This window comes from Bacillus sp. JH7 (assembly GCF_001563515.1).
Taxonomy (GTDB): Bacteria; Bacillota; Bacilli; order Bacillales; family Bacillaceae_G; genus Bacillus_A; species Bacillus_A cereus.
Map to the genome: position 1 here is coordinate 2684717 of NZ_LPUS01000001.1, position 13547 is coordinate 2698263.

Here is a 13547-nt window from a genome sequence, read left to right on the forward strand (position 1 = left end):
CTATAATAAAAATATAATCCTTTGTTCAATATTTCACATAAAAAGGGGAAACGAAAATGAAAAAACGTTTAGTTATGATCGGAAATGGTATGGCTGGCATTCGCTGTATGGAAGAAATCTTAAAACATGATAGTGATTCATATGAGATTACTATTTTTGGAGATGAACCGCATCCAAACTACAACCGCATTATGCTTTCTCATGTTTTACAAGGCAAAACAAATATGCAAGATATCATTATGAATGAATACAGTTGGTATGAAGAAAACGAAATAACTTTGTATACGAATGAAAGAGTTCAAAGTATTAACCGAGAAGAAAAAATTATTATTACAGAAAAGAAGCGTACTCTTACATACGACAAGCTCATTATCGCAACAGGTTCTAGTGCTTTTATTTTACCTGTTGAAGGTTCCGCACTTTCTGGTGTAACAGGATTTCGAACTATTGAAGATACACAATTTATGATAGATACCGCTAAAGAAAAGAAAAAGGCCGTTGTCATTGGTGGCGGGTTACTCGGTTTAGAAGCCGCAAGAGGTCTAATTGATTTAGGAATGGACGTACATGTTGTTCATTTAATGCCTAGCTTAATGGAGCAACAACTAGATACGAAAGCAGCTGCTCTTCTGCGTGAAGATTTAGAAGCACAAAGCATGAAGTTTTTAATGGAAAAGAAAACTGTAAAAATTCTTGGTACAGACCATGTTGAGGGCATTCAATTTGAAGATGGTGAAGTTGTAGATTGTGATTTAATCGTAATGGCTGTCGGTATACGCCCAAATACGCAAATAGCAAAAGATGCTGGTCTAATTGTAAATCGCGGTATTGTAGTCAATGACTATATGCTAACAAATGATGAGTCCATTTATGCAGTTGGAGAATGTGCAGAGCATGACGGTATCGCATATGGACTTGTTGCTCCTCTTTATGAACAAGGTGCGATATTAGCAAAACATATAACAAATTTACAAACTGATGGATATTCGGGCAGTATCGTCGGTACACAATTAAAAGTTGCTGGTTGTGATTTATTCTCTGCTGGCCAAATTTATGAAGATGATCAAACGAAAGCAATATCCATCTTTAATGAATGTAAACGTTCCTATAAAAAAGTATTAATTCGTGATAATAAAGTCGTCGGTATCGTTTTATACGGTGATACAGCTGACGGTACCCGCCTCTTTAGCATGTTAAAGAAAGAAGAAGATATACAAGAATATACACCAGCTTCCATTCTTCACAAAGCTGGTGAAGAATGTGAACTTGACGTTGCTACTATGAGTGCGGATGACACAATTTGCGGATGTAATGGTGTTACGAAAGGCACAATCGTTCACGCCATTTTAGAACAGGAGTTAAAGACTTTTGAAGAAGTTAAAGCCTGTACGAAAGCCGCAGGGTCTTGTGGTAAATGTCGTCCGCTTGTAGAACAAGTTTTATCTCATACACTTGGAGATGCTTTTGATGCTTCTGCACAGTCTACCGGTATGTGCGGATGTACACCTTTATCACGTGATGAAGTCGTAGCGGCCATTCATGAGAAAGGTTTAAAATCTCCAAAAGAAGTACGAAACGTTCTTGGTTTTGTACATGAAGATGGATGTTCGAAATGTCGTCCTGCTTTAAACTACTATTTACGTATGGCGATTCCAGAAGAATATGAAGATGATAAATCATCCCGTTTCGTGAATGAAAGAATGAATGGTAACATCCAGCACGATGGTACCTTCTCTGTTATTCCACGTATGTACGGAGGCGTTACAACAGCAGATGATTTAATGAAAATTGCTGAAGTTGCGAAAAAGTACGATGTTCCACTTGTGAAAATTACAGGTGCGAGCCGAATTGGCTTATACGGTGTTAAGAAACAAGATTTACCTAACGTATGGGCTGAATTAAATATGGCTTCTGGATATGCGTATTCAAAATCTCTTCGTAATGTAAAATCATGTGTTGGCTCTCGTTTCTGCCGTTTCGGTACGAAAGATTCATTAGGACTTGGTATGTTGCTTGAACAATCATTAGAAATGGTAGATACACCTCATAAAATGAAGATGGGTGTAACGGGCTGTCCACGTAACTGTGCGGAAGTACTGACGAAAGATTTTGGCGTTGTTTGTGTCGAAAATGGATACCAACTTTATATTGGCGGAAATGGTGGTACGGAAGTACGCGAAGCTGATTTTGTAATGATTGTCCCTACTGAAGATGATGTCCTTCGCATCGCTACAGCTTACATGCAATATTATCGTGAAACTGGTATTTATGGAGAGCGTACTGCCTACTGGACAGAACGATTAGGCTTCGATCACATAAAGGAAATACTGCAAGATGCAAATATGGTCACTAAGTTAAATGAACGTTTCCAAAAAGCTCGTGGCACATATAAAGAAGCATGGGGACAAGCACTAGAAACGAAATCATTAAAAGCGATGTATGAAGTAGAAACTGTGAAATAAGGAGCTGTGATCTATATGATACAAACGAAAGAAAAAATAAAAGTTATGCGTGCAGAAGACCTTCCTATTCAAATCGGTAAAGAGGTGCAAATGAAAGGTATGTCTTTCGCCCTATTCCGCCTTTCAAATGGCGATATTCGAGCTGTAGAAAATCGTTGTCCTCATAAAAAAGGGCCATTAGCGGAAGGTATTGTATCTGGAGAATTCGTCTTTTGTCCCCTACATGATTGGAAAATTTCACTACTAACAGGTGAAGTTCAAAAACCTGATGACGGTTGTATTCAAACGTATGAAGTAGAAGTTATTGACGGGGATATTTATATATACATGTAATTTAAAAAAGGAAGCCTCCCCTGGCTTCCTTTTAAATAAAAATAGACGAGGTGCGAATATGAACGGATATGTATATTTAGTTGGTGCAGGACCAGGTGATGAAGGGCTTATTACAAAAAAAGCGATAGAGTGCTTAAATCGTGCAGATATCGTCTTATATGACCGCTTATTAAACCCTTCCTTTCTTAATTATACAAAAGAAACATGTGAACTTATTTATTGCGGAAAAATGCCAAAGAATCATACTATGCGTCAAGAAATGATTAACTCACACCTCCTTCAATTTGCGAAAGAAGGAAAAATCATAGTCCGCTTAAAAGGCGGAGATCCATCTATTTTTGGCCGTGTTGGTGAAGAAGCAGAAACTTTAGCATCAGCAAATATTCCATATGAAATTGTACCAGGTATTACATCTAGCATCGCCGCTAGTATCTATGCAGGTATTCCCCTCACCCACCGTGACTACAGTAATAGCGTCACTTTATTAACCGGACATGCAAAAGGTCCTTTAACCGATCATGGAAAATATAATTCATCTTACAATAGCGACACGATTGCCTACTACATGGGTATAAAAAACTTACCTACAATTTGTGAAAACTTACTACAAGCAGGAAAAAAAGAAGATACGCCAGTAGCAGTCATTGAATGGGGTACAACTGGTAAACAGCGCGTTGTCACAGGGACACTGTCTACCATTGTTTCTATTGTCAAAAACGAAAATATTTCTAATCCTTCTATGACAATTGTTGGTGATGTCGTTTCCTTACGGGATCAAATCTCTTGGAAAGAACGCAAGCCATTGCACGGCAAGAAAGTTTTATTTGCATCTGCAACGAATAAAACAAGTTCAATGAAGCAAAAGTTACAAGAAGCCGGTGCAGAAATATATCAAATTCCTACTTTCAAAAAGGTAGAATACACATTAACACTTGAACAAATCAATGAAATTTTTAACGTTAATCGTCTTGTTTTTTGTTCAGCTGAAAGTGTAGAAATATTGATGCAATCATGTAGTAAACACCAAAAAGATATTCGTTCTTTACAAGCGCAACTACAACATATGAACGTTGCCACTCAAGAAAAACTTATGCAATATGGGCTACTAAGTAAACAAGCAGAGTTCTCTTCCAATACAACAGTTTATTTAGGACGAAACATTAACCGAATTGCTTTTATACAAGAAAAAATTGGTGCTGGTTCCTATATGATGACTCATGAGTACACAATTGATCATCGCTTCGATGAAATTCATTCACGTATGCTTTCTGAATTCTCATGGGATAGCATTGTATTTGAAGGTCGTGCTTCTATTGATACGTTTCTAGCAGAAATAAAACGCCTTGGCTTTATCAATATTCTTACTCTCCCATTCTCGTATACCGACGTTCCAACTTTATACTATGCAAATAAAGTTGGGTTTCATAACGTAGATCATCAATTACAAGAAACTCTTATGAAGAAAGACATGGTGAGACAATGAAAGGAATTGTATATGTTGGACATGGGAGCCGGCTACAAGAAGGTAATGAACAATTCATTCAATTTATTCAATCTGTTATGAAAGAGCGAAACGAAAGAATTCAAAAAATAGCTTTTCTAGAACTAACGACACCTACTATTTCGGATGCAGTTACAGAAACGATAATAGAGGGAGTAACTGAAATAATGATTGTACCTGTTTTATTATTTGCAGCAGCTCACTATAAACGTGATATTCCTTTTGAAATAGAACAACTACAAAAGAAATATCCACAAATAACATTTTCAGTTGTACCTCCTTTTAGTACACATCCACATATGGTGGAACTTGTAGTGAAAAGAATACGTGAAGCTATGCCAATGCAAAATAGTAGTATTTTACTCGTAGGACGAGGCAGTAGTGATACACAACCGATACATGAGTTACAACTAATCGGAGCAGCTGTCGAACGAAAACTTGGTATGCCAGTATCCTGTTCCTTTTTAACGAAAGGAACTCCCTCTTTTACTGCCGAGCTCAAGGATATAACATCGACTGCGTCCCATGTATATGTCATGCCATACCTTCTCTTTACCGGATTATTACTTCAAAAAATTGAATTGCATACAAAAAAATATAATCATGTTACGACTTGTAACTGTCTTCAGTTTGATACATATATGAAACTAACATTGTTAGAACGAATGGAGGAATGCATATATGTATAACATGTACCCTCTTATGTTTAATCTACAAAATAAAGTCGTTGTTATCATTGGTGGAGGTAAAATTGCATATCGAAAAGCGTCTGGATTAAAAGATACAGGCGCTTTCGTCACTGTTGTCAGCCCAGAAATTTGCGAGGAAATGAAGGAACTTTCTTATATTACTTGGAAGCAAAAAGCTTTTAGTAATGATGATATTAAAGATGCTCACCTTATTTATGCAGCTACAAATCAACACGCTGTAAATATGATGGTCAAACAGGCCGCTCATGATTTCCAGTGGGTTAACGTTGTAAGTGATGGTACAGAATCATCTTTTCACACACCTGGCGTTATAAGAAATAATGAATATGTTGTCACTATTTCAACTTCTGGTAAAGATCCATCATTTACGAAGCGTTTGAAGCAAGAACTAACATCTATATTGCCTAAACTTATAAAAAAGATTTCTCGTACACATAAATTGTAATCTATTTCTTAGTTAAAATAGTAATTACCTTTGGACAAACGTTTTTTAGGGGACGTTTGTTCTTTTTGTTGTAGTTCCGTTCTTTTATTTCACAAGTAATCTATGAAGAAAATAAATGGTGTTTGCAACTTGTAAACAAATAAATTTCATGACAAGTGTAACATTACGAGCAACTCTTTCTATTCAGTTTTTATATTGGATATTCATTCAACCAAATTAGCGCTTGTTCATAATCATCAAAAAACTCCACGGATTCTTTTGTATTGGATTGTTGTAAATACTTCAGTATCTCTCCTTCTTCAAGAAGAAATGCAATTGCCTTACTATGATTCAAAATGGTTTCATTGAAGAACTTATCTTTCCATACTTTTTGAACAGAAAAATGATTTGGGGTATATCCTTTTCTATCCACCAACACTTTGTATTTCCGACCCTCAGAAATAAATTGCTGACAAACCTGCTCAAAATCATTAAACCATTCATACACATCTTCTGTATTAATCTGGCCAATTAGATGGGTAACAATCAAATCTCCTGAAACTATTGTGCTGATATTCTGTTTACTCAACTTTTAATCATCTCCCTTAGTGGCAATTATGCATAAAATTCTTACTTGACACTCCCACCCCATCGCTATCACCCTAAGCTCATATAACTTTAATTATAAGCGAGATTGTGTCTTTTTTTCGCCAGTCTATATGTAAATACTTTAAAGATTTCCATACGAAATAAACCCTAATAAGTTTCTTTTTTTGAATTAAATCACTAGATTTTGAAACATGGTACAATTGTAAACGACACCCAATATATGAAAGACTGCTTTCTTCTCATATCTATAGGACTTCTGTCCATCATTTACCGCCTCAAATCTTTTCGTTTTTGCACGTATATTCAAAACAAAATATATGATAAATAAATAACGACAGTTACTGTAATAATGCTGAAAATTGTTGAAAATAAAACGATTTGTGCATGTAATTCAGGCTCTATTTGATATTCCATAGCAATGGTTGATGTATTTCTTGAAGTAGGAAAAGAACTTGCAATAAATAACGATTGTGCAACAATACCATCGATGTTTAGTATGTATATTACAGCAAGTGCTAATAATGGTCCCATCAGTAACCTTCCAATTAAAGCCCATGTTATGACTCGATGGAAAAAATTAAGTTTAATGTTGGATAATTGCGCCCCTAGCAATATGAGTGCTATTGCAACAAAACCATTCGCAAGCTGATTAAGAGGTAGCAAGATAGAATTAGGTATTTGAATTTTAAAAGATTGAAAGAGAACCCCTAATACGAGCGCATGAAATACAGGCAGTCTTAGAAATGATTGAATAATACCTCCGATTGTTTTTGTTGCTGATAGTAAGTTATATATCCCATATGAATAAGTTAAAAGATTCTGGAAAATCACAATAAAAATCTGAATGGAAACCCCCACTGGATTGTGACTGAAAATCAATTGACTTACTGGTAACCCATAATTACCGGAATTCATTAACGAAATGCTATTTTTTAGAGCTGCACTTTCTCCTTTTTCTAACTTTAATGTTTTTGAAATGAAATGACTTACTATGATCAGACTCAGACTATAAAGCATTAAATAGTATATTATTTGGAGCAACAAACCTGTCTCTATACTAATATCATATATATTCACAAATACAGCCGCTGGCATTAAGCAATAAGTAATAAGTGTAGAAAGCTGCTTTAAGTTAAATTGGAACTTTCTTTGTAAGATTGCACCAATTAGCATTAATATTAATATTGGTAATATTACGTCTAGTATAATAAAAACAAACATGTAAAACCTCATTCTAAATATATTTTAGTTGGATTAAACACTTTACTAAATATGAATCACATTTAATCAGTCGGAAAACCCCTTCAATTCTCAATAATCAGAAAAACTTAAACCAATAATATGAAAATGTGCATCAAAAATTCTTATTTCATTTCCCTCTCCTCTCTTTTCTTTAACATACCAAATATAACTCATAAAGAAAATTATGGATTATTTATACAAATTCATAATTTTATCTTATTGACCTAAACTATCTTCTTTATTTTAAGTATACTTTTTCACAATATCCATTAACCTTACCAAAAAATTTGGCCTAAAAAAATCTGATAATGCAGTTACTATGCGAAGAATACTTGCATCAATCCTATACTTGTCGCTTAAACTACCTAACACACCTGATACTTGTTTATCTTGAGTGGACTTATATTTTTTTCATCTAAACATCCCGATTCAATTAAATATTTGCATTCTAAAAATGAGTTCGATCTTTAGAATAGATTTAAGATTTCCTTAACTAATCTGCCCTTTAATTGAATAACTTTTGACATCTTCATTTTAAAAGCAAATTCTTATAGAAAATAAGCGTTTATTGAGAGATCAATAAAAACATGTTGAAGCCTATTACTAAAAGAACCATCCCAAAATACTTTGGGATGGTTCTTTTTCCTTATTAATGATTTTTTAACATCACTAACAGCTTTTCTTGACTATACATCCACACTGTAATGATTAAACAAGCAAGTGCGACTTCTGATAATGCCATAAATCCAATTGCATAATGGCCTGTTAGTTGGAATAGTAATGTTAAAATTAGGGGCGGGAAGAACCCTCCTAGTCCGCCTAAAGCTGAAACAAGTCCATTTACAATACCTGCTTGTTCTGAGAAGTACATTGGAACGAGTTTAAAGATTGTACCATTACCAATGCCTGCACAAAATGCGACTAGTAAGCAACCAAATGTATACACGTTCATACTAGGCATGAATGATAAAATAATACCTGAAAGTGTTAAACCGATAAATACGAAGATTAATATTTTAAATGGATTAAACTTATCGCCGAGCCAACCACCAATCGGACGCATAATTGTTGCGAGTACAATGAATCCTGCAGTTCGCATACCAGCATCTACTTTCTCTAATCCGAAGTGAGATACTAAAAAGTTTGGTAAGTATACTGTAAATGCGACAAATGATCCGAATGTTAAAAAGTAAAAGATACATAAAAACCAAAGTTTCTCATTTTTATATACACCTTTTATTTGTTCCATTAATGGTGTATTCACCTTTTTCTCCTTACGATCACCTAATAAAAAGTTCATAAGTGCAAATGCTGCAAGTAAAACTAAATAACATTGTACTGTCGTTCTCCAGCCAACTGAAGTTGCGATAACAGGCGCTAAAAACGAAGTAATTGCTGTTCCGGCGTTACCGACACCGTAAATACCATTTACAAAACCATGACTCTCTTTCGGAAAGTATTTTGGTAAAGAAGTTACTCCTACAGAGAATACAGCACCACCGATTCCTACAAATAATCCACCAATAATTAAATCCATCATAGAATTGGCAACACTAATATAAAAGACAGGAAGTAATAATAGAATAAAACTAATAAAGAATAATTTTCTTGCTCCGAAACGATTTGTCCAATAACCAATTGGAATGCGAAGAACAGAACCTAAAATAACGGGTACTGCTGTGACCATAGAAATTTGCCCCGCAGTTAATGGGATATCCACTTTAATATAAGGCATTAATGATGATAAAATGACCCATACCATAAAACCTATAATTAGATTAGAAGTTTGTAAACTTAATTGAAAATTAGGACTTTTCATCCTGTTCCCTCCTATGTATGCATATTTATATTCATTCTCTCCAGCCTAATCACGTCGTAACATGATTAAGTCGAAAAGAATCAACCACCACTTACTGGCGGAATTATCGCTATGACATCGCCAGTTTGAATGATGTCATCCTCATTTGCATACTCTTCATTTATAGCTACCATGATTTCATTTGAAATCGCTACGTTGTATTTCTTAATGAGTACCTTCTTTAGTTCAGCAACTGTAATATTTTCACAATCGATTTGTAATGCTGGCTTACTTACTTCTTCTTGTAAATGTGCAAATAATAGTACTTCAATCATATTCTCATCTCCTCTTCAGGCTCACCATTCTCATATGCTACATTCTCTAACTGATCACCAATCCATGATTCACCATCTTCCCAAAATTCTTTCTTCCAAATTGGAACGATTTGTTTTATACGCTCCATAATATATTCGTTCGCCTCATATGCAGCTTTCCGGTGTGGTGTAGAAACAGCGACGACAACAGCAAGATCAGAAATTTGTAATGTACCAATGCGATGTGTAATGGCGACAAATGTCCCAGGCCACCTCTCTCCTACTTCAGTACCAATTCTCTCAAGTTGTTTTTCTGCCATTGTTTTATATGCTACATACTCTAAATGTAGCGTACGACGCCCTTTCGTAAATTCTCTAACAGTACCAACGAAAGTAGTAACTGCGCCGCACTCACGACGAATTACTTTGTTTGTAACTTCCTCAATTGAAATAGGTGTATCAATTACTTCATAATACGTTTGTATCATTTTGCACCTCTTATCTTTGTATAAGTTAGTAATCTATTTTTCTATTATTTGTATGATCGAAGTGGTTCTTCCCACGGCCACTCACTTCCAGCGTTTGATTCTAATAACAGTACCGAAACAGTTATTCCTGCTTCAAATCCTCTCGTTCCTCCTGGCAGGACGATAAATGCGTTCGCCTCTGCAAGTGAAGAAATTGCACTAGATTTATCTAAACCAACTGGTGTAACTTGTAATTGACCATCTACAAATTCCACTCTCCCTCTTACAAAACGAGTAAACGGATTTGCTTTCGAAATGTCTTTCTGTAATATTGCCTCTGCACGATATATGTGCGGATCTTTCCTATGCAAGTATGTTCCAATGACAGGTCGAACAAACAATTCACATCCGACATAACAAGCAGAAGGATTACCAGATAGACCAAATAATAGTTTTCCCTCTAACTCAGCTACAGTTGTCACACTTCCTGGTCGCATCGCTATTTTGTTAAAAAGTACATTAGCTTGTAATCTCTCATAAATAGCCGGTAAATAATCATAGTCTCCTACTGAAACGCCACCAGTTGTAATTAATATATCAACTTCTTTTATCGCTTTTTTTACAGTGTTATAACACGTCTCAAAATTGTCAGCGAATTGCCCATAATACTGTACAACTCCGCCGGCTCGTTCAATTTGAGCAGCTACCATATAAGAGTTACTATTTCGAATCTTCCCTGGCTTTAATTGTTCATGTACTTCGAGCAGTTCACTTCCTGTCGTTACAATTCCAATGACTGGCTGTTTTACAACATATACCGTACTATAACCAAACGTAGCAAGAAGCGCTGCAACTCCAGGATTAATAACAGTCCCTTTTTTCACAAGGATGCTATTTTGGTTTACATCTTCTCCTTTAAGAGAAATGTTATCGCCAGAAGAGAAAGAGCGTTTTAATACCATATAAATCTTTTCGTTTTCTTCAAATCCTTCCGTTAGCTCTAACATAACAACCGCATTACACCCTTCCGGAATTGCGGCACCTGTCATAATACGGACAGCTTGAAATGCTTTCACTTCTTCTGTAAAAACAAAGCCTGCTCCAATTTCGCCAATTACTTCAAACTGAATGGGGTTACTACTACTCGCTTCTTTTGTATCTTCCGCTCGAATCGCAAACCCGTCGTACGGAGAGCGATCAAAATGCGGAACATCATGATCTGCAATAACATCTTCTCCAAGTGTTCTACCGTAGCTTTCTATAAGAGAAACCTTTTCTATTTCACCTTGGTAAGCATATTCCATTACACGTGCAACTGCTTCTGCCACTGGAATTGGTATACGTTTTTCTAACATTCTTTTTTCACCTCGTTTTAATAAGGGGCAACTCTCTTTCTGTTCATCCTATATATTTTGCGTATAATCGTTTTGCTATTTTCACATCATTTGTTCCATGAATAAATGCCCTACCGTCTGTAAATAAAACGAAACGATATTCATCAATTAGAAATGATAGTAAGTAAGGCGTTTTTTGGACAAGTACACTTTTTTGTAATCGTTTTTGAACTTCCTCTAAATGAAGAACACGTTTTATCCCTGGACGGATTTGAACCGTATTCCGTCCACATAGCACTTCCGTTTTCATCTGTGCTTCAAATGTTAAACTTGGATACGTGCGTGTATTTCCACAAGATGGACATGTATTTTTCTTCTGTCTATTTACTTTTAATGAGAGATATTGATTGTTCCAAATATCAAATGATAACATTGTCCCTCTTAATGATTCATAATCATCCACCAATATTTTCATCGCCTCTGTAACTTGGTGAGCAACAACCATTTGTACAGCTGGCTGAATGATTCCGGCTGTATCGCATGTTGCACCGCCCATAGGATGATCCATTAGACAGCGAAAACATGGTGTTTTCCCAGGAAGAATTGTATACGTTACACCGTAACTCCCAATGCATCCGCCATATATCCAAGGTATATTTTCTTTTTGTGAAATGTCATTTATAAGTAGACGCGTATCGAAATTGTCAGTCGCATCTAATATGAGATCCACATCTTTTGTTAACTCTTCTATTTCTCGCATTGTGACATCTGTTACAACTGGTACAATTTCCACTTCAGAATTAATCTTTCTTACATGTTCTGCTGCTGCAATTGCTTTTGGTTTACACTGCTGCGCATCTTCTTCTGTATATAACTGCTGCCGCTGTAAATTACTCCATTCGACGTAGTCACGATCAGCAATTGTCAATTTCCCAATTCCCATCCTAGCAAGTGCTTCTGCATTCGCAGCTCCTAGCGCACCCGCACCGATTAGGAGCACATGCTTTTCTCTTATTTTTCTTTGTCCCATTTCACCAATTCCAGAAAACAACACTTGTCTTGAATAACGCTCTTGCATAAGAAATCCTCCTTTCACTATCCACCAATGTAAGACATTTCAACTTTTGGACGTTTACTTGTATTCTCAACCGTTCTTTCATCTGAATATCGATCTGTTCTATATCGCCATGTATCATTTAAAATTTTTAATAGTGATGCATCAGAAATATTTTCTCGAAGAAGCGTTCGCAAATCCGTTCCTTTCGCTCCAAATAGGCACGTGAAAAACTTGCCGTCTGCCGAAATACGAGCTCTCGTACAAGAAGAACAAAATGACTCAGAAACAGAAGTAATAAATCCAACTTCTGCATTACTCCCTACATATCGATACAATTTCGCAACCTCTCCAAAATAACGAGGCTGAGCGGGCTCAATTGGATATACACGATTAATTTTCTCTATTAATTGTTCCTTCGTAATGACTTCTTCAAAATTCCATCCGTTTGTACTGCCTACATCCATAAACTCAATGAAACGGAGCTGAATTTCTTTTTCTTTAAAATAACGAGCCATATGAAGAATTTGACTATCATTCATCCCTTTTTTTACGACCATATTTACCTTTACTTCTAATCCAGCAGCATTTGCTGCTTCTATTCCTTTCAGTACAGGTTTTGTACTTACATTTCTTCCGTTAATTTTTTTGAAGACATGGTCCTCTATCGCATCTAAACTAATGTTTACACGTTTTAATCCCGCGTCTTTTAGCGCCTTAGCTTGTTTTGCTAAATGAATTCCGTTTGTTGTGAGTCCAATGTCTTTTAAGCCTTCTAGATTTGTAAGTCTTGCAATTAATTTCGGTAAGTCTTTACGCAATAAAGGTTCACCGCCAGTAAGCCTAATTTTATTAACTCCCATACTTATAAATAATCTAGCTAACCTTTCTATTTCATTAAATGTTAATAAACACTCTTTCTGTAAAAAAGCATAATCAGGTCCGAACACTTCAGCAGGCATACAATATGTGCACCTAAAATTACAACGATCAATAACTGAAATGCGTAAATCTTGAAGTGGCCGCTTTAAAGAATCTTTCATGTTCTCGTGCATCTATATCCCTTCTTTTCTGCTGCAATCCTTAGTAAGCTTTCATTTTTTTATTTGCCTTCATTATAAAAAAGAAGCTACATATTCAATGTGACTTTTCTCACATCACTTTCCCCATTCAAAAAATTTTCACAAATCCGTTCGCATTTTGTTCACATCTTTAGCCACTCCTCCTTACGGTCATTGAAATTTCAATTTATTTTTAAATAGCTCTTGCATTTTCATCATACTTACACTCAAAATAGGA

General features: G+C 35.6%; 13 protein-coding genes and 1 pseudogene. 5 read left to right on the plus strand and 9 right to left on the minus strand.

Translation table 11 applies throughout. The features are described from left to right. The first annotated feature begins 56 nt into the window (after positions 1-56). From nirB to AU379_RS13435, 5 genes are read left to right on the plus strand one after another with little or no spacing between them, the layout of a single operon-like run. Entirely contained in the window at positions 57-2462 is a 2406-nt protein-coding gene (gene nirB / locus AU379_RS13415; protein WP_044584405.1) for an NADPH-nitrite reductase large subunit, read from the plus strand. A 15-nt stretch (positions 2463-2477) separates the two neighbouring features. Continuing rightward, positions 2478-2795, plus strand: coding sequence for a nitrite reductase small subunit NirD (gene nirD, locus AU379_RS13420; RefSeq protein ID WP_000616682.1), 318 nt, complete (start codon positions 2478-2480; stop codon positions 2793-2795). A 58-nt stretch (positions 2796-2853) separates the two neighbouring features. Next, complete coding sequence (locus AU379_RS13425) at positions 2854-4278, plus strand: uroporphyrin-III C-methyltransferase (protein ID WP_061139406.1); 1425 nt, start codon at positions 2854-2856, stop codon at positions 4276-4278. Then, positions 4275-4985, plus strand: a complete 711-nt coding sequence (locus AU379_RS13430; RefSeq protein ID WP_000676474.1) for a sirohydrochlorin chelatase — start codon at positions 4275-4277, stop codon at positions 4983-4985. The genes AU379_RS13425 and AU379_RS13430 overlap by 4 nt, the downstream gene beginning before the upstream one ends. Next, positions 4978-5451, plus strand: a complete 474-nt coding sequence (locus AU379_RS13435) for a precorrin-2 dehydrogenase (protein WP_000282595.1) — start codon at positions 4978-4980, stop codon at positions 5449-5451. Before AU379_RS13430 ends, AU379_RS13435 begins: the two co-directional genes overlap by 8 nt. Before the next feature lie 190 nt (positions 5452-5641). On the opposite strand, the gene AU379_RS13440 is transcribed toward AU379_RS13435, so the two are convergent. From AU379_RS13440 to moaA, 9 genes and pseudogenes are all read right to left on the minus strand, one after another. Continuing rightward, positions 5642-6019 carry a hypothetical protein gene (locus AU379_RS13440; protein WP_000043364.1) on the minus strand — a complete coding sequence of 126 codons (378 nt, stop codon included), beginning with the start codon at positions 6017-6019 and terminating at the stop codon, positions 5642-5644. A gap of 323 nt (positions 6020-6342) precedes the next feature. After that, on the minus strand, positions 6343-7260 hold the full coding sequence (locus AU379_RS13445; RefSeq protein ID WP_000497508.1) for an AEC family transporter: 918 nt from the start codon (positions 7258-7260) through the stop codon (positions 6343-6345). 315 nt (positions 7261-7575) lie between these two features. Beyond that, positions 7576-7653: pseudogene (locus AU379_RS31215) on the minus strand (hypothetical protein); the annotation flags it as partial. Between the two features lie 277 nt (positions 7654-7930). Next, positions 7931-9100, minus strand: coding sequence for a nitrate transporter NarK (gene narK, locus AU379_RS13450; protein ID WP_000841857.1), 1170 nt, complete (start codon positions 9098-9100; stop codon positions 7931-7933). Positions 9101-9180: 80 nt separating this feature from the next. Further along, positions 9181-9414, minus strand: coding sequence for a molybdopterin converting factor subunit 1 (gene moaD / locus AU379_RS13455; RefSeq protein WP_000573681.1), 234 nt, complete (start codon positions 9412-9414; stop codon positions 9181-9183). Further along, entirely contained in the window at positions 9411-9881 is a 471-nt protein-coding gene (locus AU379_RS13460) for a molybdenum cofactor biosynthesis protein MoaE (protein ID WP_000616829.1), read from the minus strand. Before AU379_RS13460 ends, moaD begins: the two co-directional genes overlap by 4 nt. A 44-nt stretch (positions 9882-9925) precedes the next feature. Further along, a complete protein-coding gene (glp, locus tag AU379_RS13465) occupies positions 9926-11215 on the minus strand; it encodes a gephyrin-like molybdotransferase Glp (RefSeq protein ID WP_061139407.1) in 1290 nt (429 codons plus the stop codon). 43 nt (positions 11216-11258) lie between these two features. Beyond that, positions 11259-12272 (minus strand): molybdopterin-synthase adenylyltransferase MoeB, encoded by a 1014-nt coding sequence (locus AU379_RS13470; RefSeq protein WP_001158128.1) that lies wholly within the window; start codon positions 12270-12272, stop codon positions 11259-11261. A gap of 17 nt (positions 12273-12289) precedes the next feature. Then, a complete protein-coding gene (moaA, locus tag AU379_RS13475; protein ID WP_000545033.1) occupies positions 12290-13303 on the minus strand; it encodes a GTP 3',8-cyclase MoaA in 1014 nt (337 codons plus the stop codon). Positions 13304-13547: the final 244 nt, after the last annotated feature.